The organism is Streptomyces sp. WP-1, from assembly GCF_030450125.1.
GTDB classification, from domain to species: domain Bacteria; phylum Actinomycetota; class Actinomycetes; order Streptomycetales; family Streptomycetaceae; genus Streptomyces; species Streptomyces incarnatus.
Genome location: NZ_CP123923.1, coordinates 4,773,545 through 4,795,125, shown reverse-complemented (window position 1 = coordinate 4,795,125; position 21,581 = coordinate 4,773,545). Strand labels below are relative to the sequence as shown.

21 protein-coding genes are annotated in these 21,581 nt (G+C 73.5%); 7 read left to right on the top strand and 14 right to left on the bottom strand.

Annotated elements, in window-relative coordinates; translation table 11 throughout:
- Positions 1-55 precede the first annotated feature (55 nt).
- The 3 genes from QHG49_RS21090 to QHG49_RS21080 all read right to left on the bottom strand — a co-directional run bounded on the left by QHG49_RS21090 (position 56) and on the right by QHG49_RS21080 (position 2,296).
- A complete protein-coding gene (locus tag QHG49_RS21090; RefSeq protein WP_159701984.1) occupies positions 56-763 on the bottom strand; it encodes an LPXTG cell wall anchor domain-containing protein in 708 nt (235 codons plus the stop codon).
- A gap of 203 nt (positions 764-966) precedes the next feature.
- Entirely contained in the window at positions 967-1,551 is a 585-nt protein-coding gene (locus tag QHG49_RS21085) for an ATP-binding protein (RefSeq protein WP_301490691.1), read from the bottom strand.
- 358 nt (positions 1,552-1,909) lie between these two features.
- Positions 1,910-2,296, bottom strand: a complete 387-nt coding sequence (locus QHG49_RS21080) for an STAS domain-containing protein (protein ID WP_145488996.1) — start codon at positions 2,294-2,296, stop codon at positions 1,910-1,912.
- Between the two features lie 247 nt (positions 2,297-2,543).
- On the opposite strand from QHG49_RS21080, the gene QHG49_RS21075 reads away from it, so the two are divergent.
- Positions 2,544-3,440, top strand: a complete 897-nt coding sequence (locus QHG49_RS21075) for an RNA polymerase sigma factor SigF (protein WP_145488998.1) — start codon at positions 2,544-2,546, stop codon at positions 3,438-3,440.
- A gap of 123 nt (positions 3,441-3,563) precedes the next feature.
- Here the strand turns inward: QHG49_RS21075 and hutI are convergent, their stop codons facing one another.
- From hutI to hutU, 4 genes are all read right to left on the bottom strand, one after another.
- Complete coding sequence (hutI, locus tag QHG49_RS21070) at positions 3,564-4,739, bottom strand: imidazolonepropionase (protein ID WP_301490689.1); 1,176 nt, start codon at positions 4,737-4,739, stop codon at positions 3,564-3,566.
- Positions 4,740-4,789: 50 nt separating this feature from the next.
- Entirely contained in the window at positions 4,790-6,124 is a 1,335-nt protein-coding gene (locus QHG49_RS21065) for a formimidoylglutamate deiminase (protein WP_159701990.1), read from the bottom strand.
- Positions 6,121-7,320 (bottom strand): allantoate amidohydrolase, encoded by a 1,200-nt coding sequence (locus QHG49_RS21060; RefSeq protein WP_301492869.1) that lies wholly within the window; start codon positions 7,318-7,320, stop codon positions 6,121-6,123. The genes QHG49_RS21065 and QHG49_RS21060 overlap by 4 nt, the downstream gene beginning before the upstream one ends.
- A 149-nt stretch (positions 7,321-7,469) precedes the next feature.
- Positions 7,470-9,134 carry a urocanate hydratase gene (hutU, locus tag QHG49_RS21055; protein WP_145489005.1) on the bottom strand — a complete coding sequence of 555 codons (1,665 nt, stop codon included), beginning with the start codon at positions 9,132-9,134 and terminating at the stop codon, positions 7,470-7,472.
- A gap of 138 nt (positions 9,135-9,272) precedes the next feature.
- Between hutU and QHG49_RS21050 the strand changes: the two genes are divergently transcribed.
- The 5 genes from QHG49_RS21050 (at position 9,273) to QHG49_RS21030 (ending at position 13,005) form a co-directional block, all read left to right on the top strand.
- A complete protein-coding gene (locus tag QHG49_RS21050) occupies positions 9,273-10,646 on the top strand; it encodes a diaminopimelate decarboxylase (protein ID WP_301490688.1) in 1,374 nt (457 codons plus the stop codon).
- Positions 10,647-10,825: 179 nt separating this feature from the next.
- Positions 10,826-11,209, top strand: a complete 384-nt coding sequence (locus tag QHG49_RS21045; protein WP_159701993.1) for a hypothetical protein — start codon at positions 10,826-10,828, stop codon at positions 11,207-11,209.
- Positions 11,206-12,096: a transcriptional regulator gene (locus QHG49_RS21040; protein ID WP_159701996.1), complete on the top strand. Its 891-nt coding sequence runs from the start codon at positions 11,206-11,208 to the stop codon at positions 12,094-12,096. The genes QHG49_RS21045 and QHG49_RS21040 overlap by 4 nt, the downstream gene beginning before the upstream one ends.
- A 31-nt stretch (positions 12,097-12,127) precedes the next feature.
- Positions 12,128-12,619, top strand: coding sequence for a roadblock/LC7 domain-containing protein (locus tag QHG49_RS21035; protein ID WP_145489013.1), 492 nt, complete (start codon positions 12,128-12,130; stop codon positions 12,617-12,619).
- 11 nt (positions 12,620-12,630) lie between these two features.
- Positions 12,631-13,005, top strand: a complete 375-nt coding sequence (locus QHG49_RS21030) for a hypothetical protein (RefSeq protein WP_145489014.1) — start codon at positions 12,631-12,633, stop codon at positions 13,003-13,005.
- Between the two features lie 46 nt (positions 13,006-13,051).
- Here QHG49_RS21030 and QHG49_RS21025 read toward each other — a convergent pair whose 3' ends face one another.
- From QHG49_RS21025 to QHG49_RS21015, 3 genes are all read right to left on the bottom strand, one after another.
- Positions 13,052-13,663, bottom strand: a complete 612-nt coding sequence (locus QHG49_RS21025; protein ID WP_236576307.1) for a hypothetical protein — start codon at positions 13,661-13,663, stop codon at positions 13,052-13,054.
- A 90-nt stretch (positions 13,664-13,753) separates the two neighbouring features.
- A complete protein-coding gene (locus tag QHG49_RS21020) occupies positions 13,754-14,596 on the bottom strand; it encodes a MurR/RpiR family transcriptional regulator (RefSeq protein WP_186337924.1) in 843 nt (280 codons plus the stop codon).
- A gap of 286 nt (positions 14,597-14,882) precedes the next feature.
- On the bottom strand, positions 14,883-16,091 hold the full coding sequence (locus QHG49_RS21015; protein ID WP_159701999.1) for an MFS transporter: 1,209 nt from the start codon (positions 16,089-16,091) through the stop codon (positions 14,883-14,885).
- A gap of 62 nt (positions 16,092-16,153) precedes the next feature.
- Between QHG49_RS21015 and QHG49_RS21010 the strand changes: the two genes are divergently transcribed.
- Positions 16,154-16,528, top strand: coding sequence for a MerR family transcriptional regulator (locus QHG49_RS21010; RefSeq protein ID WP_301490685.1), 375 nt, complete (start codon positions 16,154-16,156; stop codon positions 16,526-16,528).
- Here QHG49_RS21010 and QHG49_RS21005 read toward each other — a convergent pair.
- The 4 genes from QHG49_RS21005 to QHG49_RS20990 form a co-directional block, all read right to left on the bottom strand.
- On the bottom strand, positions 16,486-17,403 hold the full coding sequence (locus QHG49_RS21005; protein WP_301490684.1) for a fumarylacetoacetate (FAA) hydrolase: 918 nt from the start codon (positions 17,401-17,403) through the stop codon (positions 16,486-16,488). The two genes, QHG49_RS21010 and QHG49_RS21005, sit on opposite strands and share 43 nt — an antisense overlap.
- A gap of 59 nt (positions 17,404-17,462) precedes the next feature.
- Complete coding sequence (locus tag QHG49_RS21000) at positions 17,463-18,749, bottom strand: pyridoxal phosphate-dependent aminotransferase (protein WP_236576309.1); 1,287 nt, start codon at positions 18,747-18,749, stop codon at positions 17,463-17,465.
- A 64-nt stretch (positions 18,750-18,813) separates the two neighbouring features.
- Positions 18,814-20,469 (bottom strand): AMP-binding protein, encoded by a 1,656-nt coding sequence (locus QHG49_RS20995; protein WP_145489019.1) that lies wholly within the window; start codon positions 20,467-20,469, stop codon positions 18,814-18,816.
- Positions 20,466-21,581: a Glu/Leu/Phe/Val dehydrogenase dimerization domain-containing protein gene (locus QHG49_RS20990; RefSeq protein ID WP_145489020.1), complete on the bottom strand. Its 1,116-nt coding sequence runs from the start codon at positions 21,579-21,581 to the stop codon at positions 20,466-20,468. Before QHG49_RS20990 ends, QHG49_RS20995 begins: the two co-directional genes overlap by 4 nt.

Here is a 21,581-nt window from a genome sequence, read left to right as displayed (position 1 = left end):
CTCCAGCGCTGGTGACCGGGTTTCGGCGGCGAACGGCGGCTCGGGGCGGCGGAGTTCAGCGGCGTACGGCGGGACCGCGCCGGGTCAGCCAGAGGACGCCCGCCACGCCGGTGAGGAGCACGGTGCCGCCGAGGGTGCCGAGGGCGAGGGCGGAGTCGTCGGGGCCGGTCTGCGGGAGGGTGCCGCCGGGGGCGGAACCGGTGGTGCCGGACGAGCCGGTGGTGCCGGACGAGCCACCGGCCGAACCGCCGCCCGCCGCGGTCACGTTCAGTGTCAGGGAGGGGCCCGGGTCGCCGGTGGGGGTGCAGGTCGTCGTCGTACCGAGCGCCTTGATGGTGAGCGTGCCCGCCGTGAAGGTGACCTTGCCGGACTTCCTGGGCGTGTAGGTGCCGCTCAAGTCGCTGATCTTGATGGGGGTGTTGGCGGGGATCGCGGCGGCGTTGGGCGGTCCGCTCACCGGGAGGGTGCCGCTGTCGGCGCCGCCGAGCCCGATGGTGGCGCTCGGGCTCATCGCGCCCTTGCCCAGTTCGACGGGGCTGGAGGAGACGCCCTTCTGCCAGGACATCGTGACCTTGTAACCCGCGCCGCTGCGGACGCCCTTGATGTCGATCGGCGAGACGGCGCTCTTGACGCCGATCGGCGTCTCACACCGGTAGTCGACGTCGACCACGTCGGCTCGGGCCGCCGGCGCGGTCAGCACCACGGCCGCCCCGGCCAGCGCCGCGGCGGACGCGAGCGCGGCGGTTCGTTTCGGGTACGACACGATCGGTCCACCCCAATTCGTTCCCGGCAGTTTCCTGACGGTGCATCAGGTCAGCCGTCAAGGTACGCCTGGGGCCCCGAGGAAGGAAGACACGTACCTGCGGGGGTTGTGCGGGGATGCGGAAACGGCACGGCGGGCGGCCCCGGAATCGGGGCCGCCCGCCGTGCCGCCCGACGAGTCGGGCGGCGTGCCGGTCGACCGGGTCAGGCCGGGGCGCCCAGCTCCGCCCACACCGTCTTGCCGGGGCGGCCCTCGGCGCGCACCACACCCCAGTCCAGGCACAGGCGCTGGACGATGAACATGCCGTGGCCGCCGGGGCGGCCGGCGCGATGCGGGGTGCGGGGAGCCGGCTGGCCGGCGCCGCGGTCGGTGACCTCCAGGCGGATCACCTTGTTGTCGCAGACGAGGGCGAGCTCGTCGGGGCCCTCGGCGTGCAGGCAGGCGTTGGTGACGAGCTCGGAGACGACGAGCAGCACGTCCTCCGCCGCGGCCCGCTGTTCCGCGCCCGCGGCGGGCAGCCAGCCCCAGTCGTACAGCGCCTGCCGGGTGAAGTCACGGGCGAGCGGGACGACGCCGCTGGCCCCCTCGAGGCCGAGTCTGCGGACCTGCCGGCCCCGCGGCGTCTCCGCGCCGCCGGTGTCCGTCGGGGACGGCGGCGCGGCCGCGCCCGTCACGGACGCCATGGCAGCGCCGGCCGGCGCGTCCTCCCCGGAGGACCCGGACACCCCGGAAGCGCCGCTGGGCTCATGGCCGCGGTCGCCCGGCGGGTAGGGCCGGGTGGTGCTCATCAGCGCTTCACCTCACCGAATCACCAGTTCACGATTAAACAGTCCGGTGCTTCCCAGCACCGGTCGGTCCGTCCGTCGTCGGCAGCGCCGCCCCGTCGTCCGTTCCGTCATCCGCATATCAGCCCCCGTCCGCCCGTAGCATGACGCCTCGCACTCCTGTTCGCGGCCGCCCTGCCCGGGCAGGTTCCTGCCCGGTCGAGCCCGTCGCACACGCGCGGATATGTCACACCCGGAGCGCGGCGACGCCGCCTTGACGGTGGATGGTCGTCAGCATCTCTCCTGCCCGACCCGGGCGCCGGAACACCCCCGTCTTCGTGGGGCCCACGGGTACCGCACCCGGCCGCGCGCGATCGCGGGCTCAGTCGGCGCCGTCACCCTCCCCGACCAGGGCGTCCGCGACGGAGTCGTGGACGGTGAAGACCGCCTCGGCTCCGGTGATCTCGAACACGCGAGCGACTACGGGCTGCATTCCCGCCAGATGGACGCCGCCACCGGCGGCCTCCGCCTTCAAACGGGCCCCGAGCAGGACGTTCAGCCCCGTGGAGTCACAGAACTCCAGGCGCGAGCAGTCCACCACGAGCCGCGAGAATCCCTTGCCCAGGAGGTCGTCGAGGGGTTCGCGCAGCAGATCGGCGGTGTGGTGGTCAAGCTCACCCGCCGGTGTGACAACCGCGCTGGCGCCCTCTTCACGCACCTCCACCAGAAGCCGGCCCGACTGTGCGCTGCCGACCATCCCGTGGTCCATGCCGTCTCTCTCCAGAGGTCGTGGCTTGCTGATGCCCTCGAACATTACGCCTTCCTGGCGCAGTCCGGCACCCGAACAACCTCACATAATCGGACATACATGAACACAATGCACTTGCGATCGCTCAGGCAAAGCCGATAGGGCTAGTAAGGACACGTACTTCTACACGCCGGCTTTGGAGGCGCCGCACTCCGTAGTGCACCTGATGGCTTCGGCAGCCGTATGCCGAGAACGATGGAGGACACCCATGTCACCCCGGCTCGACGCCTCGTCTACCCCGACCGCGACGTCGACACCCCCACCGGTACAACTGGATCATCCCATCGATCTCCATGACCCCTTCGAGGGACTCCCGGAGATCCCCCCGTACGACGAGGTCGGCCCCGTCGACGCACGGGCCCTGTCCAAGACCCTCTTCGAGCGCCTGGAGGCGCTGGAGGAAGGGACGCACGAGCACGCGTACGTCCGGAACACCCTGGTCGAGCTGAACCTCGCGCTCGTCAAGTTCGCCGCCTCCCGCTTCCGCTCCCGCAGTGAGCCGATGGAGGACATCATCCAGGTCGGCACCATCGGCCTGATCAAGGCGATCGACCGCTTCGAGCTGTCACGCGGTGTCGAGTTCCCCACTTTCGCGATGCCCACCATCATCGGTGAGATCAAGCGGTTCTTCCGCGACACCTCGTGGTCCGTGCGCGTACCGCGCCGCCTCCAGGAGCTGCGTCTCGACCTGGCGAAGGCCGGGGACGAGCTGGCCCAGAAGCTGGACCGCGCGCCGACCGTCGCGGAGCTGGCCGAGCGCCTGGGCATCTCGAAGGAGGAGGTCGTCGAGGGCATGGCCGCCTCGAACGCGTACACCGCCTCCTCGCTGGACGCCCAGCCCGAGGAGGACGAGACCGAGGGCGCGCTCGCGGACCGCATCGGGTACGAGGACCACGGGATCGAGGGCATCGAGTACATCGAGTCGCTCAAGCCCCTGATCGCCGGGCTGCCCCAGCGCGACCGGAAGATCCTCTCGCTGCGGTTCGTGGCCAACATGACCCAGTCGGAGATCGGCGAGGAACTCGGCATCTCCCAGATGCACGTGTCCCGCCTGCTGTCCCGCACGCTGGTACGGCTGCGCAAGGGACTAACGGTGGAGGAGTGACCCCCGGGACGGCACCCGTCCCTCCCCCCACTCGGATACGCCGAAGCGGCCCGGACTCCCCGTCCGGGCCGCTTCGGCGTGTCCGCCGGGCCGCTTCGGCGTGTCCGCCGCCTGCCCGGGGCCTCAGACCACCCGTACGCCGCTCCGCCACACCCCGCTGACCAGCGGCACGCCCGGACGGTAGGCGAGGTGGACGTGGCTGGGGGCGTCGAGGAGGGTCAGGTCGGCGCGGGCGCCGGGGGTGAGGCGGCCGATGTCGGTACGGCGCAGGGCCGCGGCGCCGCCCGCCGTGGCGGACCAGACCGCCTCGTCGGGGGTCATGCCCATGTCGCGGACGGCCAGGGCGATGCAGAAGGGCACGGAGGAGGTGAACGACGAGCCCGGGTTGCAGTCCGTGGACAGGGCGACGGTGACCCCCGCGTCCAGCAGCCGGCGGGCGTCGGGCCACTCGGCGCGGGTGGAGAACTCGGCGCCGGGCAGCAGCGTGGCCACGGTGCCGCCGCACGCCAGGGCGTCGACGTCCGCGTCCGTGAGGTGGGTGCAGTGGTCGGCGCTGGCCGCGTCCAGCTCCACGGCCAGCTGCACGCCGGGGCCGTGGGAGAGCTGGTTGGCGTGGATGCGCGGGTGCAGGCCCTTCGCCTTGCCCGCGGTGAGGATCGCGCGGGCCTGGTCGCCGTCGAAGGCGCCCTTCTCGCAGAACACGTCGATCCAGCGGGCGTGCGGCGCGCAGGCGTCCAGCATCGCGCCGGTGACCAGCGCGACGTAGGCCGCCGGGTCGTCGGCGTAGTCCGGGGAGACGATGTGCGCGCCGAGGTACGTCACCTCGTCGGTGTGCTCGGCCGCGATGCGCAGGGCGCGGGCCTCGTCCTCGACGGTCAGGCCGTAGCCCGACTTGGTCTCGAAGGTGGTGGTGCCCTGCCGCAGCGCCTCGGCCAGGTAGCGGGTCAGGTTGGCCGCCAGTTCCGCGTCGCTCGCGGCGCGGGTGGCGGCGACGGTGGTGCGGATGCCGCCCGCCGAGTAGGCGCGGCCGGACATCCGGGCGTTGAACTCCCGGGTGCGGTCCCCCGCGAAGACCAGGTGGGAGTGGGAGTCCACGAACCCCGGCAGCACCGCCCGGCCGCCCGCGTCGACCCGGTTGTCAGTGGCGGGTGCTTTGCTTGATTCACCGGTCCACGTGACGCGGTCGCCCTCGATGACGACGGCCGCGTCCTGGATCAGACCGAGGGGGGAACCGTCGCCGAGGGAGGGATCGTTGGTGACCAGTGCGGCGATGTCGGTGATGGCGGTGCTGCTGCTCATGGTGTCGTCCTCGTGGGGGGCGATGGGGGTCGGCGCGGGGTCCGGCGCGCTCAGCGCAGGGCTTCGACGGCGGCGGCCAGCGCGCGGGGCACGTCCGGTACGAGCGTGTGCGCGCCGTCGCGTACGACCTGCCGGCCGCCCACGACCGTATGCCGTACATCGGCCGCGCCCGCCGCGAATACGGCCGTCTCGGCGCCCAGCCGGGGCTCGGGGCCCGCGGTCCTGACCGAGTCCAGGGCGATCGTCGTCAGGTCGGCGAGCGCGCCCGGCTCGATGCGTCCTGCCTCGTCCCAGCCGAGGGCGGCGTGCCCGTCGGCGGTGGCGGCCCGCAGCAGGGCGGCGGCCGTCCAGTGGCCCCGGGTGCGGCTGCGCAGCCGCTCGTCCAGCTCCATGGCCCGCGCCTCTTCGAGCAGGTCGATGACGGCGTGGCTGTCGGAGCCGAGGGAGAGCGGGGACCCGGCCCGCTGGAGGGCGACGGCCGGGCCGATGCCGTCGGCGAGGTCCCGTTCGGTGGTCGGGCACATGCAGGTGCCGGTGCTTGAGCCGCCGAGCAGGGCGATGTCCTCGTCGGTGAGGTGGGTGTTGTGCACCCCGGTGGTGCGCGGTCCGAGGACGCCGTGGTCGGCGAGCAGCCGGGTGGGGGTGCGGCCGTGCGCGGCGAGGCAGGCGTCGTTCTCGGCGGTCTGCTCCGAGAGGTGGACGTGCAGCGGGGCCCGCCGCTCCTCGGCCCAGCGGGCCACGGTCGCCAACTGGTCGGCGGGCACGGCCCGTACGGAGTGGATCGCCGCCCCGATCCGTGCGTGATCCCGTTCCTTGAGAACTGCACAGCGTTCGGCCCAGGCCTGCGCGCTGCCGTCGGAGAAGCGGAGCTGGTGGGCGTTGGGCGCCTGGTCGAAACCGGCCGCGAGATAGCAGGTGTCCAGGAGGGTGATCCGGATGCCGGCCTCGGCGGCGGCCGCGATCAGCGCCTCGCCCATGGCGTTGGGGTCGGCGTAGGGGGTGCCGCCGTGGGCGTGGTGCACGTAGTGGAACTCGCCGACGCAGGTGATGCCGGCCAGCGCCATCTCGGCGTACACGGCGCGGGCGAGCGCGTGGTAGGTGTCCGGGGTCAGCCGGTCGGCGACGGAGTACATCACCTCGCGCCAGGTCCAGAAGGTGCCGCTGCCGACCTGGACGGTGCCGCGCAGCGCCCGGTGGAAGGCGTGGCTGTGGGCGTTCGCCAGTCCGGGCAGGGTCAGTCCGCGCAGGGCCTCGGCGCCGGGCGGCGGGACGGGCACCTCGGTGCGCACGGCAGCGATCCGCCCGGCCGCGGTCTCGACCAGCACCCCCGGCTCGACACGGTCGCCGAGCCAGGCGTGCTCCAGCCAGTACGTCGCCCTGGTCAACAGGCCAGCCCTTCCAGTACGTCGGCGAGCGCCGCCACCCCGGCCACGCAGTCGTCCTCGGCCGCGGACTCGGCCGGGGAGTGCGAGACGCCGGTGGGGTTGCGCACGAACAGCATGGCGGTGGGGATGCTCCCCGAGAGGATCCCTGCGTCGTGTCCGGCGCCGGTGCCGAGGACGGGCACGCTGAGGCCGGTGTCCCGGCCCAGGATGCGGCCCAGTTCGTCGCGCAGCGCGTGGTCGAACTCCACGACGGGCGTGAAGGACTCCCGTACGACGTCCAGGTCCACGCCGTGCGCGTCCGCGTACTCCCGGGCCGCCTTCTCGATGCCGCCGACCACCGTGTCCAGGGTCTCCTGGTCGGCGGCGCGGGAGTCGAGCCAGCCGCGCACCCGCGAGGGGATCGCGTTGACGCCGTTCGGGTCCACCGCGATCTTCCCGAAGGTGGCGACGGCACCGGCGAGTTCGGCCTCGCGGCGGGCGGCGAGCACGGTCTCGGCGTACGACAGCATCGGGTCGCGGCGGTCGGCGAGGCGGGTGGTGCCGGCGTGGTTGGCCTCGCCCCGGAAGTCGAACCGCCAGCGACCGTGCGGCCAGATGGCGCTGGCGATGCCCACCCGGTCGCCGGACAGGTCCAGCGCGCGGCCCTGTTCGACGTGCAGTTCGACGAAGGCGCCGATCCGGGCCAGCCGTTCGGGGTCGGGCCCGATGGCCTCCGGGTCGTACCCGGCGGCGGCCATGGCGCGGGGCAGGCTGACGCCGTCCCCGTCGGTGAGCCGGTGCGCGTCCGCGACGGTCAGCGCGCCCGAGGTCAGCCGGGAGCCGACACAGGCGAGGCCGAACCGGGCGCCCTCCTCGTCGCCGAAGTTGACGATGGCGAGCGGCTTGGTGAACCGCGCTCCCCCGCGCAGCAGTTCATCGAGGGCGGCGAAGGAGGACACGACCCCGAGGGGCCCGTCGAAGGCCCCTCCGTCCGGCACCGAGTCCAGGTGCGAGCCGGTGACCACGGCGTCCCCGGCGGCGGGGTCGCCGAGCCAGGCCCACTGGTTCCCGTTCCGGTCGACCTCGTAGGCGAGCCCGCGGCCCTCGGCCTGCTCCTTGAACCACGCCCGGCAGTCGGCGTCGGGCCCGGTCCAGGCGTAGCGCCGGTATCCACCGGAGTCCGCGTCGCGGCCGATCGGCAGCAGCTCCCGCCACATCTCCTGGAAGGAGGATCCAGGCACCACGGGCCGCCCGGGCTGTGGGCAGCCGTTCCGCAGGGCGGAACGGGTGGGCACAGCCGAACCCGCAGTCGGCGGCGAACCCTGCGCCCCCGCCGAAGGGCTGCCGTCTTCGCCAGAACTCGGTGTCACGCCTCGTCACCTTCGCGCATCGGCACCCGGACCCCCCGCTCAGCGGCGACGGACTCCGCGATGTCGTACCCGGCGTCCACGTGCCGGATGACGCCCATGCCCGGGTCGTTGGTGAGCACGCGGCGGATCTTCTCGCCGCCGAGCCTGGTGCCGTCGGCGACGGTGACCTGGCCGGCGTGGATGGAGCGGCCCATGCCCACGCCGCCGCCGTGGTGGATGGAGACCCAGGACGCGCCGGAGGCCACGTTGACCATGGCGTTCAGCAGCGGCCAGTCGGCGATCGCGTCGGAGCCGTCGAGCATGGCCTCGGTCTCGCGGTACGGCGAGGCGACGGAGCCGCAGTCGAGGTGGTCACGGCCGATGGCGAGCGGCGCGGCCAGCTCACCGGAGGCGACCATGTCGTTGAAGCGCTCGCCGGCCTTGTCCCGCTCGCCGTAGCCGAGCCAGCAGATGCGCGCGGGCAGGCCCTGGAAGTGGACCCGCTCGCCGGCCATCTTGATCCAGCGGGCGAGGGACTCGTTCTCGGGGAAGAGTTCGAGGAGCGCCTTGTCGGTCTTGGCGATGTCCGCCGCCTCGCCGGACAGCGCGGCCCAGCGGAAGGGGCCCTTGCCCTCGCAGAACAGCGGCCGGATGTAGGCGGGCACGAAGCCGGGGAAGGCGAACGCGCGGTCGTACCCGGCGAGCTGGGCCTCGCCGCGGATGGAGTTGCCGTAGTCGAAGACCTCGGCGCCGGCGTCCATGAAGCCGACCATGGCCTCGACGTGCGTGGCCATCGACTCGCGCGCCCGTGTGGTGAACCCGGCCGGGTCCTTCGCGGCGGCGTCGGCCATGTCCTCGAAGGCGACGCCGACCGGCAGGTAGGCCAGCGGGTCGTGGGCGGAGGTCTGGTCGGTGACGATGTCGATGGGGGCGTTCATCGCGAGCAGCTGCGGGACCAGCTCGGCCGCGTTGCCGAGGACGCCGATGGACAGCGGGCGGCGGGCGTCGCGGGCCTCGGTCGCGAGCTGGAGCGCGTGGTCGAGGCTGTCGGCCCTGACGTCCAGGTAGCGGTGCTCGATGCGGCGCTCGATGGCGCGCGGGTCGCAGTCGATGCAGAGGGCGACGCCGTCGTTCATGGTGACGGCGAGCGGCTGGGCGCCGCCCATGCCGCCGAGCCCGGCGGTGAGGGTGATGGTCCCGGCGAGGGTGCCGCCGAACTTCTTGGCGGCGACGGCGGCGAAGGTCTCGTAGGTGCCCTGGAGGATGCCCTGGGTGCCGATGTAGATCCAGGACCCGGCGGTCATCTGGCCGTACATGGTCAGGCCGAGGGCCTCCAGGCGGCGGAACTCCTCCCAGTTGGCCCAGTCGCCGACCAGGTTGGAGTTGGCGATGAGGACGCGCGGCGCCCACTCGTGGGTCTGCATCACGCCGACCGGGCGGCCGGACTGGACCAGCATGGTCTCGTCCTGCTTGAGGGTGCGCAGGGTGCGCACCATCGCGTCGAAGGAGCGCCAGTCACGGGCGGCCTTGCCGGTGCCGCCGTAGACGACGAGCTTGTCGGGGTGCTCGGCCACCTCGGGGTCGAGGTTGTTCTGGAGCATGCGCAGGGCGGCTTCCTGCTGCCAGCCCAGGGCGCTGAGTTCCGTGCCGCGCGGTGCTCGTACGGGGCGGGGTCCCGACATCGTCTGCCTCCTGCTGTTGCTACGTCTATTCACATCCTGGCTGCATGAATAGAACTAGTCAATACATCGGGGCGGCCCCGTCCGCGCGTCCCGGGTGTTTGGCTGGAAGCAGCTGACGTCCGACAGGAGGGAGTCGCGGTGGACCACGAGGGCGAGGCCGAGGCGCGGGAGCGGTCCGGGCGCCGGGACGAGGCGGTGCGCGCCGCCGTGGAACAGGGCCTGCTGGGGCCGGACGCGGCGGTGGCGGGGCTGCTCGACGCGCGGGGCATCCGGGAGTCGGCGGCGGCGCTGCGGACGGCGTTCGAGGCGGTCCTCGCGCCCGGCACCCCGGTGCTGCACGCGTTCGCGGTGAAGGCGTCCCCGCTGGTGCCGGTGCTGCGGCTGCTGCACGAGGAGGGCATCGGCGCCGAGGTGGCGAGCCCCGGCGAGCTGGCGCTGGCGCGCGCGGCCGGCGTACCGGCGGCGCACACCGTGCTGGACTCGCCCGCCAAGACCCCGGCGGAGCTGCGCGAGGCGCTGGCGCTGGGCGTCGCCGTGAACGCGGACAACCCGCAGGAGCTGGACCGCCTGGACGCCCTGACGAGGTCCGCGCCGACCCGGTCCCCGCTCGGCATCCGGGTCAATCCGCAGATCGGCGGCGGCAGCATCGGGGCGACCTCGACGGCGACCGAGACCTCGAAGTTCGGGGTGGCGCTGCGCGACGAGGGGGCGCGCGAGTGGGTCGTGGCGGCGTACGCGCGGCGGCCGTGGCTGACCCGGCTGCACGCGCACACCGGCTCGCAGGGCATTCCGCTGGAGCTGCTGGCGCGGGGCGTGGCGGAGACGTACGTGCTGGCGGAGGAGATCAACGCGCGGGTCGGGCGGCGGCAGATCGACACGCTCGACATCGGCGGCGGGCTCCCGGTGAACTTCGCGGGCGAGGCGACGGAGCCGTCGTACGCGCGGTACGCGCGGCTGCTGGCCGAGGCGGTGCCGGGGCTGTGCGCGGGGCGGTACGGGCTGGTGACCGAGTTCGGGCGGTCGCTGCTGGCCAAGCACGGCACGGTGGTGGCGCGGGTGGAGTACGCCAAGCGCTCGGGCGGGCGGCGGATCGCGGTGACGCACGCGGGCGTGCAGGTGGCGACGCGGACGGTGTACGCGCCGGGGGCGTGGCCGCTGCGGATCGCCGCGTACGACGCCAAGGGGCGGCCGAAGCCGGGGCCCGAGGTGGTGCAGGACGTGGCGGGCCCGGCCTGCTTCTCCGGCGACCTGCTGGCCGAGGGGCGCGCGCTGCCGGAGCTGGAGCAGGGGGACTACGCGGCGGCGCTGGACACGGGCGCGTACTACTTCGCGCACCACTACGCCTACAACTCCCTCGCCCGGCCCGGGATCTACGGCTTCGCGCCGGACGGCGCGGGGGGCGTGGCCTTCGCGACCGTGCGGGAGCCGCAGACGATCGCGGAGGTGGTGGCGGAGTCCGGGGGCGCGCACGCCTCGGCGCTCACCACCCTGCGTGCACCCGGGAGCCGTTGACGCGCCCCCGCCTCACTCGAACAAATGGTTTAACTCAGCTGACCCATGGGTCAGTTGACCAACTCTAGCCCGCCGGACGCATGTTCCACTGGAAAATGCCAAACAGCTCACCCCTCCCCCACACGTTGCGTAGTGTCGGGATCACTCAGCCGGAGTCCCAGCGGGAGGGGAGCCACGCGGTGCCCGGAATCGACGAGTGCCTGCTGGAAGCGATGCGTTTGCCCGGTGCCCGGGGTGCCGCGCTGGTGGACTGGACGAGCGGCCTCGCGCTCGGCACGGTCGGGGAGGCGCCCGGCGGCGACCACGAGACGGCCGCCGCCGAGGCCGCCGAACTGGCCCGGCTGGCGGCCGAGCACCGCACCTTCACGGCCCAGGGGGCGGACCGGCCGCCGGTGGACGACGTGATCGTCAGCAACGCGGACAGCTATCACCTGCTGCGCTTCATCGACACGTCCTTCGACAGCAGTGTGTTCCTGCATCTGTGGCTGGGGCGCGAGGAGGGCAATCTCGCGCTCGCCCGGATCCGGCTCGGCGAGATGGCCGCGCGCCTGGTGCTGGGATGACCATGGTCCGTACGCCACCGCCGCCGCTGCCGGTGCGGGACAGGGCCGCCGCCCGCGCGCTGTCCCCGATGCTGAACCGGCTGGCCGAGGAGCGGGCCACCGGCGTCCTGGTCCGCGAGCACGGCACCCTGTACCTCACCGAGGGCCGGGTGGTGCACGCCGAGAGCCCCCTCGCCCCGGGTCTCGACGTGCTCCTCACGGCCCACGGCACCCTGGCCGCCGCCGCCTGGCAGCGGGCCGCCGCCGCGGCCGAGGGCCTGTTACACGCGGCCGAACTCCTCCTGGAGTCCGGCCTGTTACCCGCCGGCGCGCTGGAACTGTGCCATCTGGACGCGCTGTACGACGCCGGGTACTTCGCCCTGGCACCCAGCAGTACCCCGGGCCGGTTCCACTACGACGGCGCACCCCGCACCGGCCCGCTGCCCTCGGTCCCGGTGGTCGCGCTGGAACGCGAGACCCTGCGCCGCCGGCTGCAACTGCACCGGCTGTGGCCCGACCCGGCCGCCGACACCGCGCCCCTGATCCGCGCGGACCCCCTCCTCCCCCGGGACGCCGGGCCCGCGCCCCGCGCACCGGCGGGACCCGCCCGCCGCACCCCCGTCGCCCCCCGCCAGCGCGCCGTCCTGGACCGCGTGGACGGCACCCGTACGGCCGCCCACATCGCCCGGGAGCTGGGCCGGCAGGCGTTCCACACCCTGGTCGACGTGCGCAGGCTGGCGGCGGCCGGGCACCTTCGGCCCCTGGCGCCGGCCGTGCCCGTCCCCGCGGCGGCACCGCCCCCGACCGCACCGGAGCGGGCCCGGAACCTTCCGCCGCCGCTGCCCCCGGTCACCGACCCCGACATCGCGCTGCTGAAGAGGCTCAGGGATGCGCTGGAGGCCCTTTGAACGGCCACGCCCCGCCGAGAGGAGAGAGCTGATGGTGTCCGAGGACGCCCTTGGGACCGTCCTGGAGGAGCTGCACCGGCTGCGCACCCGGGTGCCGCAGCTCACCGGCTCGCTCGCGGCCGGCGTCGACGGACTCGTCGTCGCCCACGACACGCCCGGCGTCGACCCCGACGGGCTCGCGGCGCTCACCGCGGCCGCGCTCGGCGTCTCCGTGCGGGTCTCCGACGCCACCGGCAACGGCGGCCTGCGGGAACTGCTGGTGCGCGGCGAGCGCGGCTACGTCGCCACCTACGCCGCCGGGCGCAGCGCCGTACTGACCCTGCTCGCGCAGGACCGGGTCAACGTCGGGCGGCTCCATCTGGAGGGCCGCCGCTCCGGCGCCCGGATCGGCGAGGTCCTGGACGCCGCCGAGGCCGAGGCCGCCCGGAACGCGCCCGCGCGCCAGGCCACCGCGCCGCCCCCGCGCGCCCGCGCCACGCGGACCCCGCGCACGACCACCGCACCCACCACAACCGACAGTTGAGAGGACCCGAGATGTCCAACACCGAGACCGCCCTCAAAGAGGCGCTGACCTCGATCGAGGGCGCCACCGGCGTCGCGCTCGTCGACTACACCAGCGGGATGGCGCTGGGCACGATGGGCGGCGGCACGACCTTCGACCTGAACGTGGCCGCCGCCGGCAACACCGATGTGATCCGCGCCAAGATGCGCACGATGGAGATGCTGGGCATCAAGAGCGAGATCGAGGACGTCCTCATCACGCTCTCCGACCAGTACCACCTGATCCGCCTGCTCAAGGGGCGCGGCGGCAACGGCCTGTTCCTCTACCTGGTCCTGGACTCCACCCGGGCCAACCTGGCGATGGCCCGCCACCAGCTCAAGCGGATCGAGGAGGAGCTGGAGGTCTAGGTCCTCACCGGCCCTGGGCGACCTCACCGGCCCAGGACCTCACCGGTCAGACGAGGGCCGCGGTACGGCGGCGTGCCCCGCCCGGGGCCGCGTCGCCGGCCGCGATGCCCGTACCGCGCAGGCCCTTGACCGCCTTGCCCGCCGGCCGGCCGCCGCGCGCGTCGAGCCAGTCGACCCGTACCCAGAGCAGGCTCTCCAGGGCCCGTTCGCGGCGCCCGAGCCAGCCGGCCTTCAGCCACAGCCCGGTGCCGCACCCGGCCAGCAGCAGTCCGCCGGCCACCGGCACCGCGAAGGCGGAGCCGAGCGCGAGGGCCCAGGCCGACACCAGCCACCAGCGGTGCCCGCGGCGCCAGTCGCGCACGGTCACCGCGCGGTCCTGGAGCACGTCGTACTTGCCCGCGCGGGCCGCGCCCCGGGCGAGGGCGTCGTAGCGGCGGCGGCGCGTCAGCGCCACCACGGCCGCGGCGACGATGAAGAGCGCGGCCCCGGCGAGCACCCCGATCCGGCGCCCGGTCCATCCCTCGGGCACGGCGCCGACGCCCGCGGCGACCACCCCGAACCACCACAGCGGGGCGGCTCCCGCCCGTACGACGACGGCCACCCGGGCCAGTCCCCGGCCGCCGCGTTCCCTGCCCTCGCCACGCCCTGCGCGCGCCACGTCGCCCTCCCGTGTCACGAGTCCCGCACTGCCTCTGTCCGGCGGGGACGCTAGCGGGCGAACCTGAGACGGACCTGAGAGGACCGGGGCTCACTCCACGAACAGGCCCCGGGCGGCGGCCTTCGCGTCGAACTCCTCCAGGCGGGCCTGCGCGTCCGGCAGGTCGTCGCAGACCGCCTCCAGCAGCACCCGGCCCAGCAGCATCGGCGCGCACGCGGTGTCGAAGGCGAGACCGGTGCCGACGGCGGCGGGCAGCAGCAGGTCGGAGTGCTTGGCGACGGGCGCGAACGCGGAGTCGGCGACGGTGACGACGGTCAGGCCGACGTCCTGGGCGTGGGCGAGGGTGTCGACCACCTCGCGCGGATGCCGGGGCAGCGCGAAGCAGAGCAGGGCACTGGCACCCGCGCGGACGGCCGCGTCGATGCGGTCCTGGACCATCGTGCCGCCCTCGTCGAGCAGCCGGACGTCCGGGTGGACCTTGGCGGCGAAGTACGCGAAGCCGTACGCCTGGGAGGCGGCGGCGCGCAGGCCGAGCACCGGCAGCGGGCGGGAGGCGGCGAGGATCCGGCCCGCCTGCCGCACCGGGCGGGGGTCGGCGAGCAGGTCCGCGAGATGGCGCAGGTTCTCGATCTCGGCCTCGACGGCGAGCTGGTACTCGTTGTGCACGCCGTTCTCGGGGGCCGGTTCGGCGGGCACCACCTCGCGCAGGTGCCGGCGCAGCGCGGGGTAGCCGTCGAAGCCGAGGGCGACCGCGAACCGGGTCACCGACGGCTGGCTGACCCCGGCCAGTTCGGCCAGCTCCACGCTGGACAGGAAGGGTACGTCGGCGGCGCGCCGCACCATGCTGTGCGCGATGCGGCGCTGGGTCGGCGTGAGCCGGTGGCCCTCGAAGAGCGCCTGCAACCGGTTGGCCGGGCTGTCGGTCACGCTCATCACGTACTCCCCCTCGGTTGTCCTCGACGCCCCGGGAGAGTACAGCGCCGAGGCCGTACCGAACACGGACCGATATTCAGACAAGATTTCTCTGTATACCGTTATACAGCGCGGGTGCGGTCCACCGCACCGTCGCACCGGCCGCGCGGCGCGGGAAGACCCCGTACCCGATGGAGATGGGTACGGGGTCTTCGTCAGCGCCTCGCACGGCCGGACCCGGCGGGGGATGTCGAGATCCGGCGTGGGTGCGCGGCGCGTCCTCGGAGGGCTCGCCCGGCCCGGTGCCTCACTGGGCTCCGGGGCGGGTCGAGGGGAAGGCGTGCTTGCGGGCGGCGAGCACGACGACGAGCACCGGGGCCATGAGCGCGAGGACGCTCCAGGGGAAGGACTTGGGGCCCAGCGCGTCCAGCAGGATGCCGCCCGCCGCGCCGCCGCCGGCCATGAACGAGTTCCAGGTGGTGACCAGCAGGGCCTGCCCCCGGTCGCCGCCCGCGTCGGTGACCGCGGTCTGCAGCAGGGTGGTGACGCCTCCCCAGCCCAGGCCCCACAGCACCATGGCCGCGTAGAGCACGACCACGTTGCCGGCCAGCACCCCCAGCAGGACGGCGGCGACCAGGAACAGCGCGCTGCTGACGATGGTCAGCTGGCGCAGCTTGCGGTCGACCAGGGCGCCGGTGATCCAGATGCTCACCACGGACGCGATGCCGAAGACGAGCAGCACGATGTCGCGGGAGCCGCCCATGTGGTAGGCGTCGAGGAAGGTGGCGATGTAGGTGTAGAGGATGTTGTGGGCCAGCACGTAGGCCGCGACCACGAACAGGACGGCCACCACGCCCGGCAGGGACAGCGCCTTCAGGATGGGCTCGCGGACGCCGGGCCGCTGCCCCGGGGCGTCCGGGACCGACGCCGTGATCCAGCCCAGCAGCGCCACGGAGATCAGCGTCACGAGGCCGAAGGTCAGGCGCCAGCCGAAGAGCCCGCCGAGGAAGGTGCCGAGCGGGATGCCCAGCGACAGGGCGAGCGGGACGCCCGCCATGGTGATGGCGATGGCCCGGCCCTGGAGGTGCGGGGGCGCCAGGCGCCGTGCGTAGCCGACGAGTTCCGCCCAGACCGCCGCCGCGGCGACACCCGCGAGGAGCCGGAACGCCATCGTCAGCGGGTAGCTGGCGGAGAGGGCGGTGACCAGGTTGGCGACCGCGATCACGGCCACGGCCAGCAGCAGCAGCTTCTTGCGCCGCCAGGCGCCGGTGGCGACGGACAGGGGGATGGCCGCGACGCCGGTGGCGAGGGCGTAGACCGTCAGCGCCTGGCCCATCGCGGACTCGCTCACCGACAGGTCACGGGCCATCTCGGGGAGCACGCCCGCCGGGAGTGCCTCGGTCAGAATCCCCATGAAGGCTGCTGTGGCCAGAGCCAGAAGCGGTGAAAGGGGCAGCTTCCGATTGTCTGCTGCTGGAGCGGAAGCGCTCGGCAGCTCTGTCTGGGATGTCGACATGGCTGTATCCTCAAACCCTCACATTGGTGTGAATGTCAAGCTCCTGCGAAGAGGTGGGTCACATGCGGATCGGTGAACTGTCCGAGCGGACCGGAACCCCTCGTCGGCTGCTGCGCTACTACGAGGAGCAGGACCTGCTCGTCGCCGGTCGCGCGCCGAACGGCTACCGGGACTACCCCGAAGGCTGTGTGAACCGGGTACTGCAGATCAGGGGGCTGCTCGACTCCGGCCTGCCGACGCGGATCATCAAGCAGATCCTGCCGTGCATCAACGACCCCCGGGCCATCCACGTCTCCGACGCGACGCCGGAGACGATCGCCACCCTGGAGACGGAGCGGCAGCGCATGACCGACCGGATCGAGTGCCTGCTGCGCAGCCGGGAGGCCATCTCCGGTTACCTCGACGCCGTCCGTGCCGAGTCGCCGGTGGCCGCCTGACCGTACTGGACGGGGTTGGCCAGCACGACGCCGTGGCTGGCCACGTCGATGACCATCCGGTCGCCGTCCTCGATCCGGAAGCCGTCGTGGTACGTGGCCTTGTCGGCGCCGAGCAGCAGGTAGTTGACCAGCCCCGGCCGGCGCAGATGCGGGTACGACAGGACGTACCGCGTCATGTCCTCGACGCGGTGGTAGAGGGAGTCCGCGCCGCAGGAGAAGCCGCCCTCCCAGGCCGGGGCGCCGTCCCGCTCGATGGTGACCCGGCCGGTCACCGTCCGCGGCGGTTCACCGAGGAACAGCCAGGGCGTCAGCGAGGTCTCGCACAGCTTGGCGTACGGCGTCCAGGCCCACGGGTTCTTCAGGTGCAGCCCGATGTCGTTGAAGTCGTTGCCGAAGGTGTAGCCCGCGTAGTGCGGCACACCGTCGTCGTCGTTGACGTGGACCAGGGCGATCTCCGGTTCCTCGATGAGCCAGACGGGGTCGGCCGGGGTGACCAGGGGCTCGTCGGGCATGCGCAGCCAGGAGCCGAATCCCTTGAGGTAGTAGTTCGGCGGGGTGAACTCCTGGTCGGGGGCCGGGTCGTGGTCGAACTTGGAGCGGTGGGTGCCCATGAAGCCGTTGACCAGGGAGTTGTTGGTGCTCGTGGGCAACAGCGGGGGAAGGAAGCGCAGTTCGGGGTCGCCGGTGGTCACCTCGACCGTCTCGGCGCCCTCGGTCACGGCCGCGAGGAGCGCTTCCGGTCCGGCGCCCGCGATGACGGCGGCGCGCACCTGGTCCTCGGACACCCGGTACAGGACGTGGGGCTCACCGGGGACCGGGATGCCGGTACCGGCGTACCGCTGCCCCTTGTACTCGCATTCGAAGAGGATGGACATGGCGGTGTGGGTTCTCCTTGGTGGACGGGGCGGGCGGGGCGGGCGGGGTGGTCGCGTCGTCAGGGGGTGGGCCGGTCAGGGGCGGTGAGGTCGGTCAGGACGTCGGTGACGCGGTCCAGCGCGGCCCTGATCCAGGGCAGCCGGGTGGGCTCGGGGGCGTCCAGGGCCGCCAGGCGCTCGGCGTCCGTCTCGCCGTAGAGGCGGCTGGTGGCGACCCGGAGCCGCAGGCAGTGCGCCGACTCGCCGAAGGCGGTGCCGGGCAGCAGCCCCACTCCGTACCGGTCGGCGAGGAGGGCGGCCAGGGCGTCGCCGCCGCGCACGTCGTGGACCGCGGCGAGGCGGTCCCGCAGCGGATGGAAGTCCGGGTAGAGGTAGCAGGTGGCCCGCACCGGTGCGAGCGCGGCGCCGGCGGCGGTGAACCGCTCGGCCGCCGCGCGCACCACCTTCTCGTGCAGCCGCCGGGCGGCGGCCATGTACGCGACCACCTCGGGCGGCTCGGCGAAGGCCCAGGCCGCGGCGGCCTGTACGGGGGCCGCGGTGCTCGACCAGATCTGGCTGGCGATGCCGACCAGCCGGGTGTGCACCTCGCGCCCGAGCGGGCCCTCGGGCAGCCGGGCCACCCCGAGCCGCCAGCCGCCGAGCGCCAGGTTCTTGGTGAGTCCGGTGGTGACCACGGTCCGTTCCGGTGCGAAGGCCGCCGGGGAGACCGCGGGACGGGCGGGGTCGAAGACCAGGTCGCGGTAGATCTCGTCGGAGACGACGACCAGGTCCAGTTCGCGGGCCGCCCGTGCCAGGCGCTCGACCGTGCCCGGGGTGGCGACGGTGCCCGTGGGGTTGTCGGGCAGGGTGACCACCACGCACCGGGGGTCCCGCCCGGCGGCGCGGGCGAGGACCACCGCCTCGCGCAGCGCCGCCGGATCGGGCACCCCGCCCTCGCCCGGCAGGGTGGCGACCGGGATCGGCCGCGCCCCGGCCAGCCGGGCCTGCGCCGCGTAGCTGACCCAGCCGGGCACCGGCACCACCACATCGCCGCCGACGGCCAGCAGCAGGGCGAACAGCAGCGGCTTGCTGCCCGGACCGCAGACCACCAGGGCGGGGTCCGCGGCCAGGCCCCGCCGCCCCCAGTAGCCGGCGGCGGCGGACCGCAGGGCCGCGCTCCCGGCCACCGGCCCGTAGGCGTTGCGGTCCGCCGCCGCGCCGAGCCGTTCGCGCAGCCCGGTCAGGACGGGCAGACCGATCTCGCCGCCCGCCAGGGAGAGGACCTCCTCCCCGGCACGGCGCCGTCGGGCCAGCGCCTCGTCGGCGGCGAGGGTCGCCGACATGGTGACGGGCACGGATGCGGACATGGTGGACTCCAACGGGTCGGGCAGGGCGGGTTGGTGACGGGCATTCAGCACAGGGGGCGGGCGGTCACACCCCGGCGAAGCGCTCCCGCAGGGCGACCTTGCGGACCTTCCCGGTGAGGGTCTTGGGCAGGGCCGTGACGGTCTCCAGGCGCTCCGGGTAGAAGCGGGGGTCCTGCTCCGCCTCCCGCAGATAGGAGCGGATCTCCTCCAGCGTCACGGTGGTGCCGCGGCGCGGGACGACGACCGCGAGGATCGGGTCGTCGACCGTGCCGTTGGGGCCGACCAGCGCGGCCTCGGCCACCTTCGGGTGCCGGGAGATGATCGCCTCCAGCTCGGCCATCGGTACGACGGTCCCGTCCCGCAGGATGGTGTCCTTGGCACGCCCCAGGATGCGGATGCCGCCCCGGCCGTCCTCGCGCGCCACGTCACCGGTGTCGAACCAGCCGTCCTCGCTGAGTTCGGCGTCGAAGACGTCCTGCTGCTTGTAGTAGCCGAGCGCCCGGGACGCGCCGCGCACCTGGAGGCGGCCCACCGTGGCCCGCTGGGTGAGGTCGTGGCACAGGCTGATGCGGATCTCCATCGAGTCGATGGGCCGGCCGTGGCTGTGCGCCGCCCAGTCCTGGTTGTAGTCGAGCCGGCTGATGGTGACGGGGCCGAACTCCGACATGCCCCACACCGAGTACGTGCGCGCCCCGAAGGTCTGGCGCAGCTCGTCCACCAGCGGCTGGAGCACCGGCGCCGCACCGGTGACCGTGTGCCGCAGGCTGGAGACGTCGTGCGGATCGATCCGCTGGGCGCGGGCCACCCCGGAGAGGGTGGGCGGCGGGCCGTACAGCAGGGTGCCGCCGTACCGCTCGACCAGGTCCAGCAGACCGGCGTGGTCGGGTCCGTCCTGGAAGGCGATCGTGCCGCCGAGCATCACCCCGGCGAGGATGCCCTGCCCGAAGCCGGAGTAGTGCACCAGCGGGGTGGTGACGACGACCACCAGGTCGTCGCGGAGCAGGAAGGTGTCCACATAGCCGCGCACGCCCGAGTGGACCGTGTTCTGGCTGTGCACCACGCCCTTGGAGAAGCCCGTCGTACCGGACGTGAACAGCACCACGAACGGTTCGTCGGGGCGCAGCTGGCGACCCTCCAGGTCGGCCGAGCGCTGCTTCTCCCAGTGGGTGGCGACGAAGTGGTCGTGGAAGTCGAGGGCGCCCTCGGGGGCGTGCCCGTCGACCACCAGCACGTGTTCGAGCGGCAGTTCGCCCTTGAGCGCGGTGACGGTCGCGGCGAGCGGACAGCCCTCCCACTCCGGCACGGTGACACACACCTTCGCCTCGGTGAGCGCCAGCCGGTGGCGTAACTCCTCCTCCTGGCAGACCGGGGCGATCGGGCAGATGACCGCGCCGACCGCCATGCAGGCGAACATCAGGGGCACCATCTCCCACCGGTTGGGCAGCTGCACGGCGACCACGTCACCGCGCCGCACGTCCAGTTCGAGCAGGGCCCCGGCGAACCGGTCGGTCAGCCGCGCCAGTTCGGCGTAGTCGAGGGTGTCGGTGCGCGCCTCGGCGAGGCGGCGCCCGGCGATGACCGGCTTGCGCGGCCGCTCCCGTGCCTGGCGGCGCAGGTCGTCGAGGAAGGTCTCGTCCCGCCACCAGCCGCGCCGCCGGTACTCCGCCATGCGGTCCGCGGCCGACGCGGTGGCCAGGATGGCGGTGGTCGTGGAGGTCATCCCCGCTCCTCCCGCCGGGTCTTGAGCAGTTCGGGCAGCGGGTCGCCGGCGGTCGCGGCGGCGATCTCCAGCAGGTCCCGGGTGTTGCGGCGGACCCGGTCGCCGATCCAGTCGAAGACCCATGCCTTGCGGGCGTCCGCCGGAAGGCCGAAGGGGACGACCCGGGTGACGGCCAGGGCGGCCGAGCCGGCCCCGCCGATGTTGGCGATCACGCCCGGGACCAGGGTGGCGCCCGAGGCCCGGGTCTTCTCCCGCGCCTCGGCGCTGGAGGCGAGGTTCGCGCCCTCCACCACCAGGGCGGCCCGCAGCCGGTGCGCGTTGCCGTCGTTCAGGGCGTGCTTCTGCGCGGCGAGGACCAGCAGGTCGGCGTCGACGTCGAGCCAGGCGTCCGGCTCGGCGGAGACGGTGACGCCCTGCGGCAGCCGGGAGCGGTCGATCAGCCCGAACTCGTCGGTGACCGACAGCAGTTCGGCCACCGGAAGCCGGTCCGCGCTGATGGTGCCCTCGACGTCGGCCACGCCGACGATCACATGGCCGCGGTCCTCCAGGAACCGGGCGACCGCCCGGCCCACCGCGCCGAAGCCCTGCACGACGACCCGGGCGGGCCCGGTACGGCCGCTCGCCTCCAGGGCGGTGACCGCCGCCACGCCGACCCCGTGGCCGGTGCAGTCGATCAGGGGCTCGTAGTAGGTGCGCCAGTCGATCGGCATGTCCGGCGCGCCCAGCCGGTAGCGGGGGTCGTAACCGGCCTGCTCGAAGAAGACGGCACGGTCGGCGGGGGTGACGCCCATGTCGATGCCGAGGTGGATCCCGCCGTGCAGCAGCGGCTTGACGGTACGGCCGAAGGTGCGGAACGTCTCCTCACGGTCCGTGCCGTCGGCGACGATGCCGCCCTTGGCGCCGCCGATGGGCAGCCCGGCGAGGATGAACTTGTGCGTCATGTCGCGGGCGAGACCGGCGACCTCTTCCTCGGTGACCCCGGTGGTCATCCGTACGCCGCCCATGGCCAGGCCGTCGTAGAGGGAGTCCACGACGACCCAGCCCCTGAGCGTGCCGCCGCTGCCGTTCAGCCGGACCGTGAACGCGGGCTGTGGGTTTTCCAGTTCACTCAT